The organism is Rhizobium sp. 21-4511-3d (assembly GCF_053522545.1).
Genome location: NZ_JBNWCF010000003.1, coordinates 96,366 through 121,429 on the forward strand (window position 1 = coordinate 96,366; position 25,064 = coordinate 121,429).

At 63.2% G+C, this 25,064-nt stretch carries 23 protein-coding genes; 11 read left to right on the forward strand and 12 right to left on the reverse strand.

Annotated features, from left to right (window positions below; genetic code table 11):
• Positions 1-24 precede the first annotated feature (24 nt).
• Positions 25-552 (forward strand): sigma-70 family RNA polymerase sigma factor, encoded by a 528-nt coding sequence (locus ACQZ5H_RS08850; RefSeq protein WP_203430336.1) that lies wholly within the window; start codon positions 25-27, stop codon positions 550-552.
• A 19-nt stretch (positions 553-571) separates the two neighbouring features.
• A complete protein-coding gene (locus ACQZ5H_RS08855; RefSeq protein ID WP_449097389.1) occupies positions 572-805 on the forward strand; it encodes a DUF2934 domain-containing protein in 234 nt (77 codons plus the stop codon).
• A gap of 7 nt (positions 806-812) precedes the next feature.
• Here the strand turns inward: ACQZ5H_RS08855 and ACQZ5H_RS08860 are convergent, their stop codons facing one another.
• The 5 genes from ACQZ5H_RS08860 to ACQZ5H_RS08880 all read right to left on the reverse strand — a co-directional run bounded on the left by ACQZ5H_RS08860 (position 813) and on the right by ACQZ5H_RS08880 (position 5,804).
• Complete coding sequence (locus ACQZ5H_RS08860) at positions 813-3,053, reverse strand: molybdopterin cofactor-binding domain-containing protein (protein ID WP_449097390.1); 2,241 nt, start codon at positions 3,051-3,053, stop codon at positions 813-815.
• Positions 3,053-3,547: a (2Fe-2S)-binding protein gene (locus tag ACQZ5H_RS08865; protein ID WP_449097391.1), complete on the reverse strand. Its 495-nt coding sequence runs from the start codon at positions 3,545-3,547 to the stop codon at positions 3,053-3,055. The genes ACQZ5H_RS08860 and ACQZ5H_RS08865 overlap by 1 nt, the downstream gene beginning before the upstream one ends.
• Complete coding sequence (locus tag ACQZ5H_RS08870; protein ID WP_449097392.1) at positions 3,544-4,941, reverse strand: c-type cytochrome; 1,398 nt, start codon at positions 4,939-4,941, stop codon at positions 3,544-3,546. The genes ACQZ5H_RS08865 and ACQZ5H_RS08870 overlap by 4 nt, the downstream gene beginning before the upstream one ends.
• Before the next feature lie 82 nt (positions 4,942-5,023).
• Positions 5,024-5,293 (reverse strand): DUF2934 domain-containing protein, encoded by a 270-nt coding sequence (locus tag ACQZ5H_RS08875; RefSeq protein WP_112714845.1) that lies wholly within the window; start codon positions 5,291-5,293, stop codon positions 5,024-5,026.
• 112 nt (positions 5,294-5,405) lie between these two features.
• Positions 5,406-5,804, reverse strand: coding sequence for a VOC family protein (locus ACQZ5H_RS08880; protein ID WP_199625718.1), 399 nt, complete (start codon positions 5,802-5,804; stop codon positions 5,406-5,408).
• 232 nt (positions 5,805-6,036) lie between these two features.
• Between ACQZ5H_RS08880 and ACQZ5H_RS08885 the strand changes: the two genes are divergently transcribed.
• Together ACQZ5H_RS08885 and ACQZ5H_RS08890 are read left to right on the forward strand one after the other, a co-directional pair.
• Complete coding sequence (locus tag ACQZ5H_RS08885) at positions 6,037-7,194, forward strand: fumarylacetoacetate hydrolase family protein (protein WP_449097393.1); 1,158 nt, start codon at positions 6,037-6,039, stop codon at positions 7,192-7,194.
• A 43-nt stretch (positions 7,195-7,237) separates the two neighbouring features.
• Positions 7,238-7,399 carry a hypothetical protein gene (locus tag ACQZ5H_RS08890; RefSeq protein WP_165402686.1) on the forward strand — a complete coding sequence of 54 codons (162 nt, stop codon included), beginning with the start codon at positions 7,238-7,240 and terminating at the stop codon, positions 7,397-7,399.
• 3 nt (positions 7,400-7,402) lie between these two features.
• Here the strand turns inward: ACQZ5H_RS08890 and ACQZ5H_RS08895 are convergent, their stop codons facing one another.
• The gene (locus tag ACQZ5H_RS08895) at positions 7,403-7,981 is read right to left on the reverse strand and encodes a TetR/AcrR family transcriptional regulator (protein WP_449097394.1); all 579 of its coding nucleotides are present in this window, start codon (positions 7,979-7,981) and stop codon (positions 7,403-7,405) included.
• Positions 7,982-8,060: 79 nt separating this feature from the next.
• On the opposite strand from ACQZ5H_RS08895, the gene ACQZ5H_RS08900 reads away from it, so the two are divergent.
• Positions 8,061-8,942, forward strand: a complete 882-nt coding sequence (locus tag ACQZ5H_RS08900; RefSeq protein ID WP_449097395.1) for an NmrA family NAD(P)-binding protein — start codon at positions 8,061-8,063, stop codon at positions 8,940-8,942.
• 48 nt (positions 8,943-8,990) lie between these two features.
• Here the strand turns inward: ACQZ5H_RS08900 and ACQZ5H_RS08905 are convergent, their stop codons facing one another.
• Positions 8,991-11,135: a TonB-dependent siderophore receptor gene (locus ACQZ5H_RS08905; RefSeq protein ID WP_449097396.1), complete on the reverse strand. Its 2,145-nt coding sequence runs from the start codon at positions 11,133-11,135 to the stop codon at positions 8,991-8,993.
• A 142-nt stretch (positions 11,136-11,277) separates the two neighbouring features.
• On the opposite strand from ACQZ5H_RS08905, the gene ACQZ5H_RS08910 reads away from it, so the two are divergent.
• Positions 11,278-12,201: a LysR substrate-binding domain-containing protein gene (locus ACQZ5H_RS08910; RefSeq protein ID WP_449097397.1), complete on the forward strand. Its 924-nt coding sequence runs from the start codon at positions 11,278-11,280 to the stop codon at positions 12,199-12,201.
• A 6-nt stretch (positions 12,202-12,207) separates the two neighbouring features.
• On the opposite strand, the gene scpA is transcribed toward ACQZ5H_RS08910, so the two are convergent.
• Together scpA and ACQZ5H_RS08920 are read right to left on the reverse strand one after the other, a co-directional pair.
• On the reverse strand, positions 12,208-14,346 hold the full coding sequence (gene scpA / locus ACQZ5H_RS08915; protein ID WP_449097398.1) for a methylmalonyl-CoA mutase: 2,139 nt from the start codon (positions 14,344-14,346) through the stop codon (positions 12,208-12,210).
• A gap of 114 nt (positions 14,347-14,460) precedes the next feature.
• Positions 14,461-15,663 (reverse strand): MFS transporter, encoded by a 1,203-nt coding sequence (locus tag ACQZ5H_RS08920; protein WP_449097399.1) that lies wholly within the window; start codon positions 15,661-15,663, stop codon positions 14,461-14,463.
• A 278-nt stretch (positions 15,664-15,941) separates the two neighbouring features.
• Here ACQZ5H_RS08920 and ACQZ5H_RS08925 point away from each other — a divergent pair, with 278 nt between their 5' ends.
• The 3 genes from ACQZ5H_RS08925 to ACQZ5H_RS08935 all read left to right on the forward strand — a co-directional run bounded on the left by ACQZ5H_RS08925 (position 15,942) and on the right by ACQZ5H_RS08935 (position 19,825).
• The gene (locus tag ACQZ5H_RS08925; RefSeq protein WP_449097400.1) at positions 15,942-16,991 is read left to right on the forward strand and encodes an ABC transporter ATP-binding protein; all 1,050 of its coding nucleotides are present in this window, start codon (positions 15,942-15,944) and stop codon (positions 16,989-16,991) included.
• Positions 16,992-17,107: 116 nt separating this feature from the next.
• Positions 17,108-18,112, forward strand: a complete 1,005-nt coding sequence (locus tag ACQZ5H_RS08930; protein ID WP_449097401.1) for an extracellular solute-binding protein — start codon at positions 17,108-17,110, stop codon at positions 18,110-18,112.
• Positions 18,113-18,163: 51 nt separating this feature from the next.
• Complete coding sequence (locus tag ACQZ5H_RS08935; RefSeq protein WP_449097402.1) at positions 18,164-19,825, forward strand: ABC transporter permease; 1,662 nt, start codon at positions 18,164-18,166, stop codon at positions 19,823-19,825.
• Positions 19,826-19,861: 36 nt separating this feature from the next.
• Here ACQZ5H_RS08935 and ACQZ5H_RS08940 read toward each other — a convergent pair whose 3' ends face one another.
• From ACQZ5H_RS08940 to ACQZ5H_RS08950, 3 genes are read right to left on the reverse strand one after another with little or no spacing between them, the layout of a single operon-like run.
• Positions 19,862-20,854 carry an aldo/keto reductase gene (locus tag ACQZ5H_RS08940; protein WP_449097403.1) on the reverse strand — a complete coding sequence of 331 codons (993 nt, stop codon included), beginning with the start codon at positions 20,852-20,854 and terminating at the stop codon, positions 19,862-19,864.
• On the reverse strand, positions 20,851-21,726 hold the full coding sequence (locus ACQZ5H_RS08945) for an amidohydrolase family protein (protein WP_449097404.1): 876 nt from the start codon (positions 21,724-21,726) through the stop codon (positions 20,851-20,853). The genes ACQZ5H_RS08940 and ACQZ5H_RS08945 overlap by 4 nt, the downstream gene beginning before the upstream one ends.
• A 12-nt stretch (positions 21,727-21,738) precedes the next feature.
• The gene (locus ACQZ5H_RS08950) at positions 21,739-22,725 is read right to left on the reverse strand and encodes an aldo/keto reductase (protein WP_449097405.1); all 987 of its coding nucleotides are present in this window, start codon (positions 22,723-22,725) and stop codon (positions 21,739-21,741) included.
• A 206-nt stretch (positions 22,726-22,931) separates the two neighbouring features.
• Between ACQZ5H_RS08950 and ACQZ5H_RS08955 the strand changes: the two genes are divergently transcribed.
• Positions 22,932-24,083 carry an ABC transporter substrate-binding protein gene (locus ACQZ5H_RS08955; RefSeq protein ID WP_449097406.1) on the forward strand — a complete coding sequence of 384 codons (1,152 nt, stop codon included), beginning with the start codon at positions 22,932-22,934 and terminating at the stop codon, positions 24,081-24,083.
• Positions 24,084-24,183: 100 nt separating this feature from the next.
• A complete protein-coding gene (locus ACQZ5H_RS08960) occupies positions 24,184-25,053 on the forward strand; it encodes a branched-chain amino acid ABC transporter permease (protein WP_112714819.1) in 870 nt (289 codons plus the stop codon).
• Positions 25,054-25,064 lie beyond the last annotated feature (11 nt).

A 25,064-nucleotide genomic window follows, 5' to 3' on the forward strand; every position in this document is an offset into this window, starting at 1 on the left:
CCCTTCCACCAGAAGGAAACCGCCATGACCCAGACTGCAGTTGCCTTGTCCGGCCACCAGGCCGAAATCGTCTCTCTTCTTCCTGCCCTCAAATCCTTCGCCCGGCGCTTCGAGCGCGGAGAGAACGATGCCGACGATCTTGTGCAGGAGACGCTGTCGCGAGCGCTCGGGCATATGGACCAGTTTCACGACGGTACCAGCCTGAAATCCTGGCTTTTCACCATCATGCGCAACACCTATTGCAGCGCCTACCGGCGTCGCCGGCGCGAGCCGGTCGGCTCCGTCGACGATCTCAGCGATTACCAGCTGCCGGTGAAATCGACGCAGGATTGGGCGATGCGGGCGCTCGATGTCCAGGCGGCGATCGCCAAACTTCGCAACACGCATCGCGTCGCCCTTCTCCTCGTCGTTTCGGGCGCTAGTTATGAAGAGGCGGCGGTCCTCTGCAATTGTGAAATCGGCACGATCAAGAGCCGGGTCAATCGCGCCCGCTGCCATCTGCTGGAAATGCTCGGCGAGACCGAATTTTCGGAAGCGACATCCATTCATTAAATCATTGCTGGAGAACGTGATGGCCGATGCCAGAGACGAGTGGATCGCCAAGCGCGCCTATGCGCTTTGGGAACTTTCCGGCCACCTGAGCGGACATGATGCGGAACATTGGATACAGGCCGTCCGCGAGCGCGACGAACTGGAGCGCACGCGCGTCTCGCTCGATGGCGCCGAGGTTCTGGTTCGCTTTCGCCTGAAATCACCGACGGCCAAGCCTTCGGCCCGCGACCGCTATCGCAGCACGGGCCGCTGACCTCCTTTTATCCCAAACCCGCCGCCTGACGCACGCGGCTGCGCGACAGCGGCAGATCGGTCAAACGCTTGCCCGTCGCGTTGCGGATGGCGTTGGCGACGGCTGCCGAGGTTGGCCCCTGCGCCGCCTCGCCGGTGCCGAGGAAGGGCTGGCCGGGCCGATCGATCACATGCACCTCGACACTTTCAGGGACGCTCGCGAAGCGCAGGATCGGATAGCTCGACCAGTCTGTGCTGGTGATCCGCGTACGGTCGAAGGTGACCTGCTCATAGAGCGTCCAGCTGATCGACTGCAGGATCCCGCCTTCCGTCTGGTTGCGGATGCCGTCGGGGTTAACCGCCTGGCCGCTGTCGATGGCGGCAACGGCACGGATCACCTGGACGCGGCCGGTTTCCGGCTCGATGCGCGCTTCGAGCGCCAGCGCCAGATAGGCGGCGTGGTTCTTGTAGCGCGCAAAGGCAAAGCCGCGGCCATGGCCTTGCGGCACCTCCCCCTGCCCCCAGCCGAACTTTTCGGCCGCCATTTTCACGACATCGCTGGCGCGGCTGTCCTGAAGGTGGCGCAGGCGGAACTCGACCGGATCGGCCTTGGCGGCGATTGCCAGTTCATCCATCGTGCTTTCGATCGAAAAGACATTGGCATAGGCGCCGAGCCCCCGGAGCGCCGAGACACGGATCGGCATATCCGGCAGGAAGTGCCACAGAATCTTCCGGTTCGGGATCGCATAGAGAGGATCGGCATTGCGGTCGCCATTACCGTTCGGATTGATCGAAAGCTTCGGCAGTTTGAGCGGCACCGCATCGGCCTTGGTGCGCCCCGCAAGCAGCGATCCGGCATCGCCGGGACGGGTGCCATGCGAGTTGCTCCAGAGATCGTAGGTCCAGTTGTCGATCTTGCCGGAAGCGTCGAGCGATGCCCTGACCTTGGTCACCATACCCGGCCCATAAGGCTCCCAGCCATGCTCCTGCTCACGCATCCACTGGACGCGGACCGGACGGCCGGGGATTTTCATGGCGATCAGCGCCGCATCCGCGGCCGCGTCATCGGCGCCGTTATGGCCGTAGCAGCCGGAGCCCTCCATATGGATGACCCGCACTTTGTCCTCCGGCAGGCCGATCATCTGAGCGATCGCGGTGCGATCCGGAAAGACACCCTGCGTGTGCGACCAGACATCGATCGTGCCATCCTGCTTGAGATGCGCAACGCCGCAGGAGGGGCCGATCGAACCATGCATATGATAGGGCCGCGTGAAGGTCGCCTCATAGGTTGCGCCATTGGGGAAGGCGGGTGCCCCCGATTCCGCCACGGTACCGACCTCTTTCTCCATGCCGACAAGAACGGTGTAGAGATCGGCCTGATCCGGCAGCGTCGCCGGTTCATCCCAGTGGGCTACTTTCTCCAGCGCGCGCATCGCCTTGACGGCATGCCATTCGCGATCGGCAACGACGGCGAGGAAATTGCCGTCGCGGATCACCGAGACGACGCCGGGCAGTGCTTCGATCGGCGTCGCATCGAGTTCCTTCAGCGTCGCGCCATAGCTCGGCGGGCGGATGACGCGGGCATGCACCATGCCTTCCAGCTTCAGATCCTGAACATAGGCAACGCCGCCGGTGACCTTTCCGGGAATATCGACGCGCTGCACATCCCGGCCGATGACACGCAGCATATCCGGCGCCTTCAGCTTCGATTTCGGCTGCGCTTCGACATGCAGAAACTGACCGGCAACGAGTTCGCCGTAGGTCGCAGATTTTCCATCGGGACCGGTGATCGCTTTCTTCTCCGCCTTCAGCTGCTCAGGCGGCAGCGAGAAGCGGCGCGCGGCTTCGGCGATCAGCATCTCGCGCACCTGCGCCGCCGCATTGCGGATCGCCGTGCCGCTGTTCTGCATCGACTGGCTGCCGGCCGTGAAGCCTTCATCGGGCGTGCGGCCCGTATCGGCGGTCACCAGCGTGATGTCGCCAGGCTCGACATCGAGCTCTTCAGCAGCCACCTGGATCAGCGGCGTGCGAATGCCCTGTCCGAGCTCGGCCTTGCCGGTGAACACGGTGATCTTGCCGTCGGCATCGATCCTGATCCAGCTATCGAGATAACGGTCGTCATCAAGGCTGCCCGGCAGCTTCGGCTTGTCAGGTGCCGCAGCGGGCGCGTCCTGCGCAAAGGCCCGGACAACGGAGAAGCTGACGACGAGGGCGCCGGTTCCGGCAAGCAGGCCGCGGCGGGTGATTTCGTCCCTGGTGAGAATATCCATCAGCCGGCACTCCTGTTTGCGGCCGGCAATTCGGCGGCCTCCATGAGCTCGCTCGCACGCCGGATGGCGGCGAGAATGCGCATATGTGTGCCGCATCGACAGAGATTGGTGCGCAGCGCGTTGCGGATCTCGTCATCGCTCGGCTTGGCGTTCTGCTTCAGCAGTGCCGCAGCACTCATCATCATCCCGGCGATACAGTAGCCGCATTGCGCCGACTGCTTTTCGATGAAGGCGGCCTGCAGCGGTCCGGGCTTATCGATCGTCCCGAGACCCTCGACGGTGACGATCTCCTTGCCCTCGACCGCGATCAGCGGCGTGACACAGGAAAGCACCGCCTGTCCATCGACCATGACGGTGCAGGCGCCGCATTGGCCGAGACCGCAGCCGAACTTTGCGGCATTGAGCTCGAGATCGTTTCTGAGAACATAGAGCAGCGGCGTATCCGGCTCACTGTCGATCTGGTGGCTCTGTCCATTCACATTGAGTGTCGTCATTGCGCTGCCTTTGCGCCGACATTGGACGGCGCCCTTTCAATGCCTTCGGAAGGACGGACGGCGACGAAATAATCGCCTGATCGGGTGCGGCTCACCTGTTGCGGCAGATCGGCCCAGGCCGGTTTGCCATCGGCGAAGCGCTGGCGGAGATAGCCGAGCAGATCGGCAACCTGCTGGTCGTTCAATGCGCCGCCGAAGGCGGGCATGACCGCGCTTGCCTGGCCATCGGCCGGCGGCAGGCCGAACAGGGTGACGTTGATGATGTTCTGCGGATTCGGCGCGTTGACCGCGGTGCTGAGGTGGAAGTTCATGCCGCCGAAGGGCGGCTTCTTGCCCCCCTCGTGACAGCTGGCGCAGGTGGCCGTGTAGATCTGCGCGCCGGGATGTGACGCGAGATCGCGGGATGGTTTGGCGTCGACGGCCGCGGTGACGATGCCATCGGCCTCCGAACCGAACTGCTTCTTCAGCTCCTCCCCCTTGGCGGCGCGATCGGCGGACGGCTCGCCCATGCCGGACGCAACATAAGTGGCGATCGCCTCGACATCGGCATCCGGAAGCGCTGCGAGATTGCCGGTGACCTCCGCCATCGGGCCGCGCGAGACGCCGTGCAATTCGTGATAGCCGTGGCGCAGATAGAAGGCGATCGCATCCTTGTCCCAGGGGATCGGCGCGCGGCTATCGGCATTGATCGCATAGGCCTGCCAACCCTCGGCCTCGCCGCCGGCGAAATGCTTCGCCTTGTCTTCGGCGCCGAGCGAATTGCGCGGAGTGTGGCAGGCGCCGCAATGGCCGAGACCTTCGGCGAGATAGGCGCCGCGGTTCCACTCATCGCTCTGTTGCGGATCGGGGGTGAAGGCGCCGTCATCGAAGAACAGCAGCTTCCAGCCTGCAAGTATCGGGCGGACATCGAGCGGGAAAGGCAGCTCGTTCTTCGGCGCCGTCGCCTTCACCGGCGTGCGCGTCATCAGATAGGCATAGAGCGCCTTGTTATCCTCGTCGGTGACCCGGGTGAAATGATCATAGGGGAAAGCCGGATAGAGGTGTTCCCCCTGCCGATCGACACCATGACGCATGGCGCGCTGGAAAGCCGCCTCGCTCCAGAGACCGATGCCGGTCTCTTCATCCGGGGTGATATTCGTCGAATAGATCGTCCCGAAAGGCGTCTGCAGCTTCAGGCCCCCGGAAAACGCCTCCTTCCCGGGGACCGTATGACAGGCAATACAGTTTCCGACCGCTGCAAGGCTGGCGCCATGGGCGACCAAGGCGGGATCGAACGGCTGCCGGTCGGCGACTTTCTGCGGCGCGATCTCCGAATTCCAGGCAAGGAAGAAGAAAGCGAGGCCGAGAATGATGAAAAGCGTGATGATCGTAGAGAGAACGCGAATGGCTCGCATTGCGGATCAGGCCCTCCCAGCCGCGCAAACCGATCCGGTCAAACGCGGAAGGAGAACTAAAGTTCCCGCAATATGAGAATTTTTATGCGCGTTTGATGGCCTTGCGTGCCGGCTTCTGTTCCGGCCGGACCACGCGCAGAGCATCGTTTTCGGCAGCGCGCATCAGCCGGCCGGTTCGGCGCAGCATCTCGATCAGCTCATTTCCATCCGCCGAGGCGCGTGTTCTTTCCAGCTGCTCGTATTCGGCAGCGGCCTGCTGCCAGTGAGCGCCGCCGCGATCATGCGGGCGGCCCTCTTCTTCCCAGATGGAATAGGCGCGCTGATTGATCCAATCGTCTTTGCTACGGCTCATGGTATCCAACTGAAATATGTAATTTAATCTACAGAGGAGACTGCCAGAGCAGACTTACGGAGTCGTTACTTGCGCATGTAAAATCCGAGCAAGAATTGTTTGTCGCGGGGCCTTAGTTTTTACGCTCGGCAAGCTCGATGATGATGCCGTCGGGATCGCGCACGAAGGCCACCTTGTGCAACACTTCGGGATTGTAGGTGAAGCGCGGCCGCTCCTTGAGATCGACGCCGGCCGCCTCGAGTTTGGCAAAGGTTTCATCGACGCTTGCGTAAAGGAAAGTCAGATGGCGCAGCCCGGCGGTGTCGTCGGGCACATCGACCGCCCGCTTGGCGCCATTCACGGGCGCGATGATCTCCAGCATGCCGCCGCCGGCATCGAGAAAGGCGAGATCTGAGCCGTCATCGGTCTTTTTCCTGAGATGCAGCGTCAGGCCGAGAAGATCGCAATAGAATGCAACGGCCTGGTCCATATTGCTGACGGTCATGCCGACATGTTCGAAGGATTTCAGCATTGCGAACGGGGCCTCCTCTCCCCGGGTACATGTTTGAAAGCCGATGCCGACCCTAGCCGCTGAGAGCTCTGCCGCAAGTCCGAAATCTAGCCTTTCAACCAAACGTGCAGTCTGTTTTTCCGGCAACCGGCCTTGCCGCCGCGGAGCGAATGTGATCGATTTCCGGCGCTGCTGGAGGGCGGCAATCAGATGATAAAATGAGCGATCGCTCATCAGCATTGGAGGGCTCATCATGTCTCAGCTTCTCGACGCCGCCGCCTCGGCCGGTCTCTTCGTCGGCCGCGTCTGGAACCCCAAGGTTTCAGGCCCGTCGATCGTCACTATCCGCGACGGACAGCTGATCGACATCACCTCCAGGGATGCGCCGACGCTGAGCTCGCTTCTAGAGCGGGACGATCCGGCCGCCTTCGTGCGCGCCGCGAAAGGCGAAGCCATAGGTACGCTCGACGATGTTTCGAAGAACAGCAACGGCAAGCCGGATGCAGCCAAACCCTATCTTCTGGCGCCCGCAGACCTGCAGGCGATCAAAGCCTGCGGCGTCACCTTCGCGCAGTCGATGATCGAGCGCGTCATCGAGGAAAAGGCGGCCGGCAATCCTGACCGCGCCGCCTCGATCCGTGACCGCGTCGGCGCGCTGATCGGCGGCAGCCTTGCCAATATCAAGGCCGGCTCGCCGGAAGCCGCCAAGGTCAAGCAGGCGCTGATCGAAGAGGGCATGTGGTCGCAATATCTGGAAGTCGGCATCGGCCCGGATGCCGAGGTCTTCACCAAGTCGCCGGTGCTGTCCTCAGTCGGCTGGGGCGCCGATGTCGGCCTGCACCCGATCTCCACCTGGAACAACCCGGAGCCCGAGATCGTGCTCGCGGTCAACAGCCGCGGCGAGATCAAGGGCGCGACGCTCGGCAACGACGTCAATCTGCGCGATGTCGAGGGCCGCTCGGCGCTGCTGCTCGGCAAGGCGAAGGACAACAACGCCTCCTGCTCGATCGGCCCGTTCATCCGCCTGTTCGACCAGAGCTTCACGCTGGATGACGTGCGCAAGGCCGAACTCGACCTCAAGGTAACCGGCGAAGACGGCTTCGTGCTGCACGGCAAAAGCTCGATGTCGAAGATCAGCCGCGACCCGGCCGATCTCGTCAAGCAGACCTGCGGCGCCCATCACCAGTATCCTGACGGCTTCATGCTGTTCCTCGGCACGCTGTTTGCGCCGACGCAGGATCGCGATGCCAAGAACCAGGGCTTTACCCACAAGGTCGGCGATATCGTCGAGATTTCCTCGGCGGGGCTTGGGACGCTTGCCAATACCGTGCGCCTCTCCACCGATTGCCCGCCCTGGACCTTCGGCATCTCGGCGCTGATGGGCAATCTCGCAAAGCGCGGTCTCCTCTGACCGCCGATTGCCCTGCGCCGGAAAATCGGGTTAGAACCGTGCCATGAACGACAACGTCATCAAATTCAAAAAGCCGAACAAGCCCAAGCCCCCGCGCCAGATCAACCCGGCGCTGCGCAAGCTGATCGTGGTGCTGACCATCGTGGTCCTCTTCGCCATCGCCTGGGCCTATTTCAACTATTTCGGCGCCCAGCCGGGCGTTTGAGATTCACCGGCGCGGCCAGGCCATCATCGCGACATCGATCATATGATGGAGCGCGCTGCTGTCTGCGCCGGCATTCGGGAAATTCAGCACTGCCTGCAGCACGCCGAGATAATACCAGGCGAGCGCCTCCACATCCGCATCCCGACTGAGCTCGCCCGCGGCAATCGCCTGGCGCAGTAGCGCAGCGAAGATCTGCCGCTGATCGGCTGCCGCCTGCAGGGCCGCCGCCTGCCCTTCTGCGCTCAACTCACCCTTTTCCACGCAGCTTCGGGCAATCAGGCAGCCGGCCGGACGGCTCATCGGCTGTTCCGGCACGAAGCCGCGCAGGATCGCCTCGACGGCGCCGCGTGCGGAGGGCGCCTCAGCGCCGTTCATGCGCGCAAGCACGCGCCGCGTATAGGCCGCCAGCGCCTCGCGAAACAGTCCGTCCTTGTCGCCGAAGCGTTGATAGATGCTTGAGCGCGAAAGGCCGGTCGCCTCCGTCAGGTCGCTGATCGAGGCCGCCGCATAGCCCTGGCGCCAGAAGACGATCAGGGCGGCATCGATAACGGCAGCCTCGTCGAATTGCGGTTTTCCGCTCATGCATCCTCGCTTGACATCTTGGAACGATCGGTTCAACAATAATGGAACAGTCGTTCCAAGATACATAGGTTGTGCCCCCATGCCAAACGAATCTTTGCAATCCGCTTCGACCAGCCGCATCGCAATCGCCGGTTCCACCGGCCGCGTCGGCGCCGAACTTACCCGGCTTCTGACCGCTGATCCCATCACCCCGGTGGCGCTGACCCGCCGGCCCGACGCCACCGGCATAGCCGAAGGCGCGGAGATCGCCGTCGTCGATTTCGACCGGCCGGAGACTTTGGCGTCAGCGCTTTCGGGTGCGGACCGTCTGTTTCTCTCGCATGGCACCTCTGCGCGGCAGGTGACCAACGAGATCGCATTGATCGATGCCGCCGTTGGCGCCGGGGTGCGCCATATCGTCAAGCTCTCGGCACTCGGCCCGGCAACCCGGCTCAACCCCTTCGCCTGGCACATGGAGATCGAGGCGCATCTCGCGCGCCAGCCGGTCGCCTCCACCGTGCTGCGGCCATCCGCCTTTCCCGATATCCTGAAACGGTCGGCGGCCGAGATCGCTACCGGACAATGGGCGAGCGCGGGCGGAAACGGCCGGGTGAATTTCATCGACACCGCCGACATTGCAAGAGCGGCACGCGCCGCCCTGCTGGAAGAAGTCTGGCCGTGGTCGCAGCGCGCCTATCACCTGACCGGTTCGCGCGCCTGGACGATGGCGGAAGTCGCCGCCGAGCTTTCCGCCCAGCTCGGACGGCCAGTCACTTACGGACATCGCTCGCCGGAAGAACAGCATGCCGCACTGTTGGCAGGCGGTCTGCCGCCCTTCGTCGCCGAACTGCTGCTCGGTCTCGACCAGGTCTTTCGCGAATCCGTCCTCGGCGAGACGACCTCGACCGTCGAGGCGCTGACCGGCACGCCGCCGAAGAGCCTGCCGCAATGGCTGAAGGAAAACCTCACCGCCTTCCGCTGAGCTGCGGGACGAGGCTGAAGCCGGCTGCAGATCGCAGCCGGCTGCTGGTTACCAATTGAACGTCAGCTTGCCCATCACCGTGCGACCGTCGCCGTAGGTGCAGCCGAACGAACTGCAGCTGGCGATATAGTCCTTGTCGGCAAGGTTGCGGAAATTGAGCGAGGCGGTGACGCCTTCCTTCTTGTAGGTCAGCGCCGCATCGAGGAGGGTGACGGCGTCGAGGTCGTAGACGTTCGCGGCGTCGCCATAGCGCTGACCGACATAGCGAACGCCGCCGCCAACACCGAAGCCTTCCAGGGCGCTGCCCTCTTTGAAGCTGTAATCTAGCCACAGGCTCGCAGCGTTCAGCGGCACGTTATCAAGACGGTTGCCAGCCGTCGAACCGCCAACGATTTCGCTGTCCGTATAACTATATGCCGCCCGCAGGTTCAGTCCGTCCATCAAGCTCGCAACACCCTCGAGTTCGAGACCCTGGACATGAACTTCGCCAATCTGCTGCGTCTTGCTTCCCGCCGGCGTTAAGACCGTCGTCGAGACGTTCTTTTGGCGGAGATCGTAGACTGCCGCAGAGAAGAAGCCGTCCCAGCCTTCCGGCTGATACTTGACGCCGATCTCCACCTGCTTGCCTTCAGTCGGAACCGGGTTCGCCAAGCTGGTGGACGGCGCGACCGGTTCGAACGACGTGCTGTAGCTGATGTAAGGCGCAATGCCGTTGTCGAACACATATCCCAAACCGACCCGGCCGGTTAGCTTATGATCGTCCTGATCAAGCGATCGAGGGTTCGGCGATGTCGGCGTGGGAACCACGCCCGGCAGGCCATTGAAGGACGTTCCATCGGTGCTCGCCCAATCCTGACGCAGCCCGAAGGTTGCCCGCCAGTTGTTGTAGGCAAGTTCGTCCTGAATGTAGATACCGATCTGGGACAGGTCGCTGTTGACTAGCGTGTTGGTGGTCGGAGAGAGCAGGCTGATCGGCCCGCCATAGACGGGATTTAGGATATCGAGCGGCGTTGCCTGGAAGAACCGGGTATGCACATTGTTGCTGAAATAGCGGTAATCGAGACCGACAAGCAGCTTGTGCTCGACATCGCCCGTCTCGAACTCGCCGAGCAGGTTGTTGTCGACGTTGAACGTGTTCAGCAACTCATCCTGGAATGTCGCGTTGCGCCGGATGGAATGTCCGTCCGCGCCGACGCCGCCATTTGTCGAAGACATGCCCAGCGCCTGATAGTTCCAGTCGAAATTCGAGTAGCGAAGGTTCTGGCGGAAGGTCCAGGTGTCGTTCAGGCGGTGTTCGAATTCATAACCGAGATTGGTCAGCGTCCGGTTGGAGTGATCGAAGCTCTTGTCGCCGACATAGAAGTCGCGGCCGAGCGTATCGGCGAAGAGCGCCGGGACGCCGGACGGCGTGCTTGGATTGTCGTGCTGCACGCTCGTCAGGATCGTCAGCTTGGTGTCTTCGTCGGGCTGCCAGGTGAAAGCGGGGGCGATGAAATAGCGGTCGTTGTCGAGCTCGTCGACCTGCGCGCTTGCGGTGCGGGCGAGACCCGTGACGCGATAGGCGAAGTCCGAGCCGTCGGTGACCGGGCCACCGACGTCGAAATAGGTGCCGTAGGTATCGTAGCTGCCGAACTGCAGGCCGACCTCGCCGAAGCTGTCGAAGGTCGGGCGCTTGCTGATCAGGTTGATGATGCCGCCCGGATTGCCCTGGCCGAACATCACGGAGGCAGGGCCGCGCAGCACTTCGATGCGCTCCAGCTGGTAGGGATCGATCGCCGGCGCGCCGGCCGTGCGCATCAGTCTCAGACCATTCAAATATTGCGATTGGCGGCCATCGAAGCCACGGATGCGCGGCGCGTCGAAGCGCGGATCCGAGCCGCCTGGCTGGCTGACGACGCCGGGGGTATAGTCGAGCGCCTGGCCGACAGTCTGGGCGTTCTGCGCCTTCAGCTGGTCGGCCGTGATCACCGAGATCGACTGCTGCGTTTCGAGGATCGGCGTTCCCGTCTTCGTCGCCGTCGAGCTGGTCTTGGCGACGAAGCCCTTCACCGGCGCCTTCGGATCTTCCTTGGTCTGCCCCTGCACGGTGATCGGCGCAAGCTCGGTGGCCTCCTGTGCAAAGGCCGCGGCCGGAAGAAGCGCTGCTGCGCAAACGGTGGACAGCAGGACGAGCGAAACATTCTTCAGGCGCACGGCAACCTCATGGAGACCCGGACGGGGGCGATCCGTCTCAAAACTTGACAATTTCAGTCACGTTACTAGACGGTTTCATTTTGATGATCCAATAAGGTAGTCAGCGTTTTTCATAAGCGCCGATTATGAACAGAGGTGGCATTTGGTCAGTAGCGCAGCTCTCGAGCTCAGGCATCTGAGATATTTCGTAGCCCGCGCCGAGGAGCAGAATTTCGAGCGTGCCGCAGCGCGGCTCGGGATTGCGCAGCCGGGTCTCAGCCAGCAGATCATCAAGCTCGAGGCGCTGTTAGGCGTATCGCTTCTGGATCGCAGCCGCCGCTCGCTGCGCCTGACCCGGCCGGGACTGGAGCTTGCCGAGCAGGGCCGGCGTGTTCTCGGGCTTGCGGAAAGCGCCGTCGAGGCCGTCCACCGGGCGGCGAAGGGCGATCTGGAGCGCGTTGCCGTCGGCTATGTCGCCTCGGCGGCCTATTCCGGCGTGCTCGGCGATGCGCTGTCGAAATTCAAGGCGTCGCGACCCGGCGTCGAGTTTCAGTTGATCGAGATCGAGATGCGCCAGCAGCTGGAAAAGATCGCCGACAAGACGCTCGACCTCGGCTTCATCCGCCCGCCGATCGCGCTGCCGCAGGGGCTGGCGGCCGAGATCGCCATGCGCGAGGAATTCGTGGTGGCGCTGCCGGCCGCCCATGCCCACGCGGCATCGCCGTCCGTCGCTCTGAAATCCCTGGCCGGCGAAGTCTTCATCACGCCGCGCCAGCCGCCCGATGTCGGCTTTCACCGCAATACGATCGCCGCCTGCCGGGAAGCGGGTTTCGAGCCGGATATCAACAGCTCCGGCCGCGACTTCATCACCATCGCCAGCATGGTCGTGCTCGGCACCGGCGTGGCGCTGGTGCCACGCTCGTTCCAATGCGTGCAGCTGCCGGGAATTGCCTATACCAGGCTGAAGGGCTGCTCGGTCACCTCGGACCTGGCGATCGCCTACCGGAAAGTCGAGCCCTCGCCGATCATCAAGAGCTTCATCGCCCATTTCAAGAAGAGCCTGTCGCGCGACGAGGACAGCTTCTGAGACGGATCAGGTATTGCGCCTGATACCCTGCAAGAGATCGAGCACCGAATTTGCGGCGTCGAGCACATTGGTGCCGGGGCCGAAGACGGCAGCGACGCCGTGGTCGGTGAGAAACTGGTAGTCCTGCCGCGGGATGACGCCGCCGCAGACGACGATGACATCGCCGCCGCCCCTGGCCTTCAGCGCATCGACCAGCTGCGGCAGCAGCGTCTTGTGACCGGCCGCCAGTGACGACACGCCGATGACATTGACCTTCTCGCTCAGCGCCATGCCGGCCGCCTCATCGGGTGTCTGGAACAGCGGTCCGGCGAGCACATCGAAGCCGACGTCGCCGAAAGCCGAGGCGATCACCTTGGCACCGCGGTCGTGTCCATCCTGGCCGAGCTTGGCGACCATGATCTTCGGCTTGCGCCCGAGACTGGCGCTGATATCGACCATGCGGGCCTTCAGGATCTCGAGTTCCGGCTGGTCGCGATAGGCCTCGCCATAGACATCCTTGATCACTTCGGGAACGGCGGCATGATCGCCGAAGGCCTGGCGCATCGCATCCGATATCTCGCCGACGGTGGCGCGTGCCCGCGCCGCCTCGACGGCAGCGGCAAGCAGATTGCCCTCTCCGCTGCGGGCGACTTCGGAGAGCGTTTCCAGCGTCTCACGCACCTTGCCGCTGTCGCGGCGGCGGCGGGTATCCTCGATCCGTCTGACCTGCGCGGCGCGCACCGCGGCATTGTCGATCGCCAGGATTTCCAGCTCTTCCTCGGTTTCCAGCCGGTATTTGTTGACGCCGACGATCACCTCGTCGCCCTTGTCGACAGCCGCTTGGCGGCGCGTCGCGGCCTCCTCGATCAGCCGCTTCGGCAGGCCCTCGTTGACGGCCTTTGTCATGCCGCCGAGCGCCTCGACCTCCTCGATCAGCGCCCAGGCCTTGTCGGCGAGTTCCTTGGTCAGGCTCTCGACATAATAGGAGCCTGCGAGGGGGTCGACGACCTTGGTGACGCCGGTCTCGTGCTGCAGGATCAGCTGCGTGTTGCGGGCAATGCGGGCGGAGAATTCCGTCGGCAGCGCGATCGCCTCGTCGAAGGAATTGGTGTGCAGTGACTGCGTGCCGCCGAGCACGGCCGACATCGCCTCGAAGGCGGTTCTGACGATATTGTTGTAGGGATCCTGCTCCTGCAGCGAGACGCCTGACGTCTGGCAGTGGGTGCGCAGCATCAGCGAAGACGCCTTCTTCGGCTCGAACTCCTCCATGATCTTCGTCCAGAGCAGACGGGCGGCACGCAGCTTGGCGGCCTCCATGAAGAAGTTCATGCCTATCGCGAAGAAGAAGGAGAGACGCCCGGCGAAGTCGTCGACGTTCAGGCCCTTGGCGATCGCCGCGCGCACATATTCGCGCCCGTCGGCCAGCGTGAAGGCGAGTTCCTGCACCAGCGTCGCCCCGGCTTCCTGCATGTGATAGCCGGAGATCGAGATCGAGTTGAACTTCGGCATCTCCCTGGCCGTATATTCGATGATATCGGCCACGATCCGCATCGAGGGTTCGGGCGGATAGATATAGGTGTTGCGGACCATGAACTCCTTGAGGATGTCGTTCTGGATGGTCCCCGAGAGTTCGGCGCGCGACACGCCCTGCTCTTCGCCGGCAACGATGAAGGAGGCGAGGATCGGGATGACGGCGCCGTTCATCGTCATCGACACCGAGATCTTTTCGAGCGGAATGCCGTCGAACAGGATTCTCATGTCCTCGACGCTGTCGATCGCGACGCCGGCCTTGCCGACATCGCCTTCGACACGCGGATGGTCGCTGTCATAGCCGCGATGGGTGGCGAGATCGAAGGCGACCGACACACCCTGCTGACCGGCGGCGAGCGCCTTGCGGTAGAAGGCGTTGGAGGCCTCGGCGGTCGAGAAGCCGGCATACTGACGGATGGTCCAGGGCCGCCCGGCATACATCGTGGCGCGCGGTCCGCGGGTGAAGGGCGCGAGGCCCGGCATGCTGTCCAAGTGATCGGCGGAGGCAAGATCGCCTGCGGTATAGAGCGGCTTGACGTCGATGCCCTCAGGCGTCTTCCAGACGAGCGTCTCCGGCGAGGCTTTCAGTTCCTTCTCGGCCAAAGCCTGCCAATCGCCAACCGTCTTCTTCGTCATGTCATCCTCCGGCATGTCATTGCGCCGCACGCTATCACCTGGAACGCATGCGGCGCGATAGGGCCTTAGGATAATTTACGCCGGGCTTTACGTCACGCGCGAGCGCGCGCCGGGTCATGCGTGGGCGTGCTTCGGGATCTTCGGCAGGAAGATCGTCAGCAGGCCGAGCAGCGGCAGGTAGGAGCAGATGCGATAGACGAATTCGATGCCGTGGCTATCGGCGAAGTCGCCGAGGAAGGCCGCACCGAGACCACCGGCACCGAAGGCGAAGCCGAAGAACACCCCGGCGATCAAGCCGACACGGCCCGGCACCAGCTCCTGCGCAAAAACGACGATTGCCGAAAAGGCGGAGGCGAAGATCAGGCCGATGACGACGCTGAGCACGCCGGTCCAGAACAGGTTCGCATAGGGCAGCATCAGCGCGAAGGGAATGACGCCGAGGATCGAGAACCAGATGACGAAGCGGGCGCCGAGACGATCGCCGATCGGGCCGCCGAGGAAGGTGCCGACGGCAACGGAACCGAGGAACAGGAAGAGCATCAGCTGCGCCTGCTGAACGCCGAGCTGGAAGCGGTCGATCACATAGAAGGTGAAATAGCTGGAGACGCTTGCCATGTAGACGTTCTTGGTCGCGGTCAGCAGCACGAGGATGAGCAGGGCGACGACGACCTTGTTCTGCGGCAGCGGCAGTGTGCGGCTGACGGCGGGCTTTCCGGCATTCTGGCGGCGGTGGCTCATGTACCAGTTTCCGACCCAGCCGAGCACGATCATGCCGATGAGGGCGATGCCCGACAGCCAGGACACGCTGTGCTGGCCGAGCGGGAAGACGATGAAGGCGGCAATCAGCGGGCCGATCGCCTGGCCGGCATTGCCGCCGACCTGGAAGAAGGACTGCGCGAAGCCGTGGCGACCGCCGGAGGCCAGACGCGCAACGCGCGAGGATTCCGGATGGAAGACGGCCGAACCGAAGCCGATCAGGCTGGCGGCGACGAGCAGCAGCTCGAAGCTGCCGGCATTGCCGAGCAGGATCAGGCCGCAGAAGGTGCTCGCCATGCCGACCGGCAGCGAATAGGGCATCGGCCAGCGATCGGTGAAGATGCCGACGAAGGGCTGCAGCAGCGACGCCGTGACCTGGAAGGTCATCGTCAGCAGGCCGATCTGCACGAAGTCGAGGTTATAATTGGCCTTGAAGAGCGGATAGAGCGACGCAAGAAGCGACTGCATGATGTCGTTCAGCATGTGGCAGAAGCTGACTGCCATCAGGATCGACATTGTCGTCTTCTGGAAACGCGGCGCGGTTTCGCTCACTACGGCCATAGGTATTCCTCCTGCAGCAAAGATTTGTGCTGCGGTCATGTGCTGAAGAAATGGAAGCGTTCGGGATCGGGGGCTGATGGGCTCGATGGCGTTCGCTGACAGAGCATGTATCGCAACTTCTCTTTGCGGCACAGCCCGCTTTGGGCAGGAGCGGTACGCCGATGCCTAAATTTTGCGCGGCTGCGCCATTTTTGCTTCGGCTGTTTCCCCGCGGCCCAGTTTGCATGTCACGGCCTTCCTGAAGTAAGGGGTATCGAAACGCAAATTCAGGGAACCGCATGCAGGCGACGACGTCTTCACCCGCTCTCGAAGTCAGCACCATCAGCCGCAGCTTCGGCGCGCAGGCAGCCCTTGCCGGACTGTCGCTGACTGTCAATCGCGGGGAGATCGTCACGCTGGTCGGCCATTCCGGCTGCGGCAAGTCGACCCTGCTGCGCGTCATCGCCGGGATCGAACGGCCGGATGCCGGCTCCGTGCGGCTCGACGGCGAGGAAGTGTCCGGGCCGCAGCGTTTTGTGGAACCGGAGACGCGCAATATCGGCTTCGTGTTTCAGGATTACGCGCTCTTTCCACATCTGACCGCGATGGAGAACATCCTCTTCGGCCTGCGCAAACGTCCGAAGGCCGAGGCAGCAGCGATGGCCGAAGATGTCGTGCGCATTGCCGGCATCGCCCATCTGACCGATCGTTATCCGCATATGCTTTCGGGCGGCGAGCAGCAGCGTGTCGCGCTGGCCCGGGCGCTTGCCCCACGGCCGCGGATCCTGCTGATGGACGAGCCTTTCTCCAATCTCGACCAGGGCCTTCGCGACCAGGTGCGCGGCGAGACGATTGCGCTGATCCGCTCACTCGGCACCACCGCGATCATCGTCACCCACGATCCGCAGGAAGCATTGTCTGCCGGTGACCGTGTCGTGCTGATGCGTGCCGGTGAGATCGTCCAGCAGGGCTCCGGCTACGATCTGCACGACCGGCCGAACTGCGCCTATGCCGCCGATTTCTTCTCGCCCTCCAACAAGGTCCCCGGGATCAACAGGAACGGGCGGATGGAAACGGCGATCGGAAGCTTCGCCCACATGCTCGACCTCAAGGAGCATGACGCCGCCACGGTCTTTATCCGGCTTCAGGACATTGCGGTCTCGCTCGGCGACGGCGGTATCGCCGCCAGGATCGAAGCACGCGCCTTCCACGGCGAGGTCGAGGAACTGACGCTTGCGGTCGATGGCCTTGCCGCACCACTGAAGGCGCGGACCCTGCGGCGACTGCCTGAAACCGCGCGTGCGGTGACGATCTCGGTCGAAAACGCCCGCGTCTTCGCTTCCAATTGAGAGCAATCCGCACATCACGTCTTCGTGATGCTTCGGCTTAAAACTTGACTATCACCCTCAAGAACTTCAGCTACGGGGCGCATTCATTTACGGGGGTAGATATGATGCAAGTTAAAATGTCTGCGGCATTCGCCGCTGTTTCTCTGTGCGCTCTTCCGGTTACTGTTTCGGCCGCCGAGCTCAATCTCTACACGACAAGAGAGCCGGCGCTGATCGCGCCGCTTCTGGAAGCCTACACGGCAAAGACCGGCACCAAGGTCAACACCGTGTTCCTGAAGGACGGTCTTGCCGAACGCTTGGCAAGCGAAGGCGAAGCCTCTCCGGCAGATATCCTGATGGCCGTCGACGCCGGCAATCTGGTCGATCTCGCCGAAAAGGGCGTCACCCAGCCGATCGAATCCGCAACGCTCAACGCCGCCATTCCGGAACAGCTTCGCGATGCGAAGGGCTACTGGTTCGGCCTGTCGATGCGCGCCCGCGTGCTCTACGCGGCCAAGGATGTCGACCTGACCGCCTTCAACTATGAAGATCTCGCCGATCCCAAGTGGAAGGGCAAGATCTGCATCCGGTCCGGCCAGCATCCGTACAACACGGCGCTGTTTGCCGACTACATCGCCCATTACGGCGAAGCCGAAACCGAGAAGTGGCTTTCCGGCGTCAAGGACAACCTCGCCCGCAAGGCGGCCGGTGGTGACCGCGACGGCGCGAAGGACATCCTCGGCGGCGTCTGCGACATCGCAATCGCCAACTCCTACTATGTCGGCCTCATGCGCTCCGGTAAGGGCGGCGAGGATCAGGTGAAGTGGGGCGAGGCGATCAAGGTTGTCCTGCCGACCTTCAAGAACGGCGGCACGCAGGTCAACATCAGCGGTGCGGCTGTTGCAAAGCACGCGCCGAACAAGGCCGAAGCCGTGAAGCTTCTCGAATATCTCGTCTCCGACGAGGCGCAGAAGATCTATGCCGAAGCCAACTACGAATATCCGGTCAAGGCTGGCGCCTCGGTCGATCCGATCATCGCCTCCTTCGGCGAATTGAAGATCGACAGCAAGCCGCTTGCCGAGATCGTCGGCTACCGCAAGGAGGCGAGCGCGCTCGTCGACAAGGTCGGTTTCGACAACTAAGGCGATCGGGGCGCTGGTTAGCCGGCGCCCCTTCCCTTCCCGGATGATCGCATGTCCCTGATATCAGCGGCAAACCGCCCGGCGAGGCGGCCCGTCAGCGCCTGGCTTTCCGGAGCCGGGCTTGTTGCGTTTCTCGTCCTGCTGCCCTTCGGCGGCCTTGCCTTCGAGGCCTTCAAGGGCTCGCCATCGCTCTGGAGCCATCTGTTTTCGACCATCCTGCCGGTGGCGCTCGCCGATACCGTGATCCTGCTTGCCGGCGTCGGGCTGATGACGGCAGCAATCGGCACGCTGACGGCATGGCTGGTGACGGCTTACGATTTTCCCGGCCGCCGCATTCTCGAATGGGCGCTGCTGCTGCCGCTCGCGGTGCCGACCTACATCATCGCCTATGCCTATCTCGATATCCTGCACCCGATCGGCGCGGTGCAGGGTGCAATCCGCTGGATGCTCGGCTACGAGAGCCCACGGCAATTCCGCCTGCCGGATATCCGCTCGATGACCGGATGCATCCTGCTGCTCGGCATTGTGCTTTATCCCTATGTCTATATCCCCGTCAGGGCGATGTTCCTGACGCAGTCGGCCAATCTCATCGAAGCCGGGCGGATGCTCGGCATCAGCAGGCGCGGCGTCTTCTGGCACATCGCCCTGCCGCTTGCCCGCCCGGCCGTTGCCGTCGGTGTCAGCCTGGCGCTGATGGAGACGCTGAACGATGTGGGCGCCGCCGAATTCCTCGGCGTACGAACGCTGACCGTCTCGATCTACACGACCTGGATCACCCGCACCGACCTGCCCGGCGCCTCGCAGATCGCGCTGGCATTGCTTTTCATCGTCGTGGCGCTCATCGCCATCGAGCGCTGGGCGAGGCGCAATCAGCGCTACGCCACCGACAGCCGCCGCAGCCGCGGTCTGCAGCCGCAAAAGGTGTCTCGCTCCAAAGGCATCCTGCTCGCGGTTCTCGGCTTCCTGCCTGTTGTCCTCGGCTTCGGCGCGCCGGCTATCTATCTGGCTTCCGAAGCCTGGAAGCGCTTCCGCTTCGCCGGGGTTTCTGCCAATTTTCTCAGCGAGGCGGTCAACACCGTGCTCTTCGCCTCGATCGCCACTGCCGCCGCCATCCTTCTTGGCCTGATGCTCGCCTATGCGGCTCGCCTGTGGCCCGGTACCGGCTCGTCGTCGCTGCTACGGCTTGCCGCAACCGGCTATGCCGCGCCGGGCACGGTCGTCGCGATCGGCGTGCTGATCGTTCTCGGCGGTGCCGACCGGCTGATCTTTCATGCCGGCGCGCAATGGTTCGGCATCGCCACCGGACTGTTCTTCATGGGGTCTGGCGCGGCGCTCGTCTATGCGCTGACGTGCCGCTTCCTGGCGATTTCGGCTGGCGGCATCGACGCCGGATTGGCGCGCATTCCCGTCTCGCTCGACCACGCATCGCGCACGCTGGGACAGACACCATCGGGCACATTCCGCCTCGTGCATCTGCCGCTGTCGAAGACGGCAATCGCGGCGGCGGCGCTGCTGGTCTTCGTCGATTGCGTCAAGGAATTGCCGGCGACGCTGCTTTTGCGCCCGCTGAATGTCGAGACCTTCGCCACGCATCTGTATGGCGAGGCGGCCCGGGGCACCTATGAGGAGGCCTCGATCGCAGCTCTCGCGATCGTGCTCGTCAGCCTGCTGCCGGTCATCCTGCTCTCGCGGGTCGGCAGCATCAGGCGCTGAAGGACGCCCGCGCGTTCTCCACGCGGGCGCCCGATCTTAGCCTTCGTGCTCGAAGAGCGCGTCCGTTTCCTGCCAGAGAGCCTCGGGGATCGGCAGTTTCGCCCAGTCAAGATTCTGCGCGATACGCTCCGGCCGGCTCATGCCGAGAACGGCGGCGGAGACCTGCGGATTTCGGAAGGCGAACTGGATCGCCGCCGCCTGCAGCGGAACGCCGTGACGCTCGCAGATCTCCTCGATCCTCTTTGCCCTTGCCACCACATGCTCAGGCGGCGCACCATAATCGAAGGTCGCTCCGGAGCTGGCGGCGCCGGTTGCGAGAATGCCCGAATTGAACACCCCGGCAACGACGATCTCGACGCCCTGACGCTGAGCTTCCGGCAATAGGTCGGCTTCGGCCGCCCGGTCGAGCAGGGTATAGCGCCCGGCCATCATGACGGCGTCGAGCGCGCAGGCCTTGATGAACCGCGTTGCGACGTCGCTCTCATTGACGCCGACACCGATCGCCTTGATGTGACCGGCCTTTCTGAGATCGTCGAGCGCCCGGTAGCAGCCCTCGACGGCCTCGTTGAAACGCCGCTCGTAGGCATCGCCATGGGTGAAGCGATCGACATCATGGATATAGACCAGATCGAAATCGGCGATGCCGAGACGGTTTGCCGATTGCTCCAGCGAGCGCATCGTTCCGGCATAGCTGTAGTCGAAGACCGGCTTGAGGCGCAGCGGCGAGGCCCAGAGGCCATAATCGACCGCTTCGCCATAAGGCGGCGCCATATAGCGGCCGGCCTTGGTCGAAACGGTGACGGTCTTGCGATCGATGGTCCGCAGTAAGGTGCCGAGGCGCAATTCGCTCAGCCCATGACCATAGAGCGGCGCGGTATCGAAATAGCGCATCCCGCCACCATAAGCGGCAGTCAGCACTTCGGCCGCCTGCGCCTCGGTGACATCGCGATAGAGCGTGCCGATACCACTCGCGCCAAAGCCGAGACGCGAGGCAAAGCCGATCTTGCTTGAGGTCTTAGCGTCTCTCATGCCCTGCGCTCCTGAAAGCCGGGGAGACGATAGACCTCGATGGCGTTCAGCCCGAAGATCCGTTCCCGCTCGGCGCTGGAAAGATCCTTGAGGCATTCCTGCAGCGCCTCGACGACGCGGTCGTAGCTGGCCGCGACGAGGCAGACCGGCCAGTCGGTGCCGAACATGCAGCGATCCGTACCGAAGACGTCGAGCACCTCGTGGACATAAGGCTTCAGGTCTTCAGGCGTCCAGCTCTGCCAGTCCGCTTCGGTGACCATGCCTGATAGCTTGCACCAGACATGATCGCGCTGCCCCCTGAACTGCCGGATCAGCACCGCCCATTCGTCGAAGCCGCGATTGCGGATTTCAGGCTTCGAGATATGGTCGAGAACGAAGCGCATCTCCGGGAAGGCCTGCGTGGTCGCGATGCAGGAGGGCAGCTGCGGCAGGTTCGGCACTAGGTCATAGACCAGACCGGAAGCCTGAACGGCCAGCAGCCCGGCCTTCACATCGGCGCGCAGCAGCCAGTTCGGATCGCTCTCCGTCTGGATCAGGTGGCGCACGCCGACCAGCCATTTGCCTTCGGGCGAAGACTTGAGCTCGGCAAGCGTCTGGCCGAGCTTCGGGTCTGTCAGGTCCACCCAGCCAACGACACCGGCGACGAAATCCGTGGCTTCGGCCGTGCGGATGAAGTCCCAGGTCTCGCCGAGATCGTTCCAGGTCTGGACGAGGACGGTGCCGGTGACGCCGCTTTTCTGCAGCGCCGGGCGAAGATCATCAGGCTCGAAGACGCGGTTGATCGGCTCGAACGGGCCGCTCAGCCAGCCGTAGTCGCCGCCGCTGGCGGGATCCCAGAAGTGATGATGGGAATCGATGATAGGGCTCGTCATGGCTGAAATCTCCTACCAGCGCTGATGCACATACTGCTTGATGTAGGTATCGTAGATCGACTTGATCTCCCGCATCGCGCTGTCGGAAATGGCCGGAAGACCGGCGGCCTCGGCATTCGAGCTCGCCTGCGCCGGATTGCGGGCACCGGGGATCGCCACCGTCACGGCGTCGAACATGAGGATCCAGCGCAGCGCAAATTTCGCCATGGTCGTATCGCCTGAGACCAGCGGACGGACCTTTTCGACGGCTTCGAGACCGACTTCATAGGGCACGCCGGAGAAGGTCTCGCCGACATCGAAAGCTTCACCGTTACGGTTGAACAGGCGATGATCGTTGGCTTCGAACTTGGTGTCCTTCTTGAACTTGCCGGACAGAAGGCCGCTTGCCAGCGGCACGCGGGCAATGATCGCCACTTTCTTTTCCAGAGCCTGCTTGAAGAAATGCTCGATCGGACGCTGGCGGAAGGCATTGAAGATGATCTGGACGCTGACGACGCCAGGATATTCGATCGCCTTCAGCGCTTCCTCGACGCGCTCGACGCTGACGCCGTAATTGCGGATCTTGCCCTGTTCGACGAGGCGGTCGAGGCGGCCGAAGACCTCCGGGTGATAGTAGAGATCCGTCGGCGGGCAATGCAGCTGCACGAGATCGAGGCAATCGGTCTCAAGATTTTTGAGACTGCGGTCGATCCAGCCGTCGAGGTTCTCGGCGCTGTAGCCCTCGACCGACTGCTCGGGCAGACGGCGTCCGGCCTTGGTGGCGATGAACGGACGCGCGCCGCCCCGCTCTTTCATCACCTTGGCAATCAGCCGCTCCGAATGGCCGTCGCCATAGACATCGGCCGTATCGATGAAGGTGACGCCGGTATCGAGAGCGGCGTGAAGGGCGGCAAGCGCCTCCTCGTCATTCACTTCCCCCCATGCTGCGCCGATCGCCCAGGCGCCAAAGCCGATCTCGCTGACCTTCCGGCCGGTGCGGCCGAATTCCTTGGTTCGCATAACTCACTCCCTCGTTTTGCGGTGGCCGGCACACCGGCGCCGCTTGGTTGGACTTGCTTGACATTCTCCGTCAACCCAATTATCAGAAAACAGGGTTGTACGACAACCCGGTAAGTACGCAAAATCTGCATCGGGAGGATGAGACCGTGCGATCACTTGTTTTGGGAGGCATTTCTCTAGCGCTGGGCCTCGGCGCATCTATGCAAATGGCAGCCGCCGAAGACACGATCAAGATCGGCGTCGTCGCGGCGGAATCGGGCGCTTTCGTCTCGGCCGGTCACACCCTGCCGGCAGGCGTCGGCCTGGCAGTCAAGGAAATCAACGACGCGGGAGGCGTCAAGGTTGGTGACAAGACCTACAAGGTCGAGATGGTGAAGCGCGACGACCGCACCGATATCTCCACCGCAATCGCGGCAACGCAGGAGCTGGTCCGCGACGAAAAGGTCTCGGCGATCTTCGGTTCCGAAACCCATGACTTTACGCTGGCGATGACCAAGATCACCCAGCCCGCCAAGGTCATCCAGTTTGCCGGCAACAGCACGCTGGCCAAGATCCTGAACCCGCAGTCCGTCGCCCCCGGCGCTGAGGATCACTATCTCTTCCAGTCCGAGCCGCAGGAATTCCAGCGCTCCGGCTCGACCGCCCGCGGCGTTCTCAGCCTGCTGACGCCGCTCGTCGGCCATCCGCTGAAAAAATCCGTCGTCATCGTCGGCAACGACGCGACCGGCCAGTTCCTGACCTCCTATTACGTCAAGGCACTGAAGGCAGAGGGCCAGGACGTGCCCGAAGTCATCTCCTATCCGCCCGATACCACCGACTTCTCGCCGTTCCTGACACGCGCCAAGAGCCTCAATCCTGACGTCGTGCACTTCTGGTACAATGGCGACTCGACGCTGACGGCCCTGCCGCAGGCGCTCGAACTCGGCGTCGCACCGAGCTACTTCCTGTTCGGCGTCGATCCGGGCATCTGGAAGGAGCGCGGTCTTTCCGCCGACGTTCCGGTCGCCATGAGCTGCGTGCCGATCTGCTGGGGTGAATCCTCCAACGCCAACGCGAAGACCTATTTCAAGGCCTACTTCGCCGCCGGCGCCCCGAAGGGCGTGACCTCCTCGGTCTCGCTGCTCTACTACGATTATGTCCACATGCTCGCCGAAGCCTGGACCAAGGCCGGCTCGCTCGATCCGGACAAGACGGTCGCAGCGCTTGAATCGCTCCATCACAAGGGCGTCGTCTCCGACGATCTCTCCTTCAACAAGAGCCATCAGGTGACGCACGCGACCGAGGTCTGCGCCGCAGCTCCGGGCGGCGACATCTCCTGCGCGATGCAGCAGCCACCCGCCGAAGCCCCTGCGGAATAAACTGCCGATGCGCCTCCCGCCGGCCCCCTGCGCCGGCGGGACTTTCATTCAGAAAACCGACGGGCCGCCCGTGCGGTCCGCGCAACAGCGGAACAGGGCTGTGGACATTCTCATTCAGCAAATCCTCAACGGTCTGTCGATCGCAAGCGTCATCACGCTGATCGCCGTCGGGGTCACCTTGATCTTCGGACTGACCGGCATCATCAATTTCGCCCATGGCGAATTCCTGATGATCGGCAGCATCGTGACCTGGCTCGCCGTGCAGGCAGGCCTCAGCTTCTATCTGGCCCTCGTGCTCGCCATTCTTGCCGTCGGGGTCATGGGCTTCGTTCTCGAGCGCGGGCTCTTCCGCTTCACGCTCACGCGCCCGACCAACGGCTTCATCGTTTCGCTCGGCCTGATCGTCGTGCTCCAACACATCGTCATCTTCTTCTATGACCCGAACCAGAAGAGCATCCCGCGGCCGCTGACCGGCATCTGGGATGTCGCGGGCGTGCGCATCGCCTCGGTTCGCGTCATGGTCATCCTCGTCACCATCGCCGTCGTGGCGCTCACCTTCGTCATGGTCACCCGCAGCCGCTATGGCCGCGCGCTTCGCGCCGCCGTCGATGATCGCGATACCGCGGCGCTGATGGGCATCCCCGTGCGCCGCTACATCACCGGCGTCTTCGTGCTCGGCAGTGCGCTTGCCGGTCTCGGCGGCGCCCTGCTGATCGCCCTCTTCCCGATCACGCCGTTCACCGGCGGCACCATGGTCATGAAGGGATTTGCTGTCGCATTGATCGGCGGCCTCGGAAACCTGACCGGCGCCGTCGTCGCCGGCCTGATCCTCGGCATCGTCGAGGGCTTCAGCGCCGGCTACGGCTTCTCCGCCTGGACCGACGCCTATTCCTTCGCCCTGATGATCCTCGTGCTGCTCTTCCGCCCGAACGGCCTGTTCGGCGGCACCAGCGGCCCGAAGATGGCGTGACGCACGAAAGG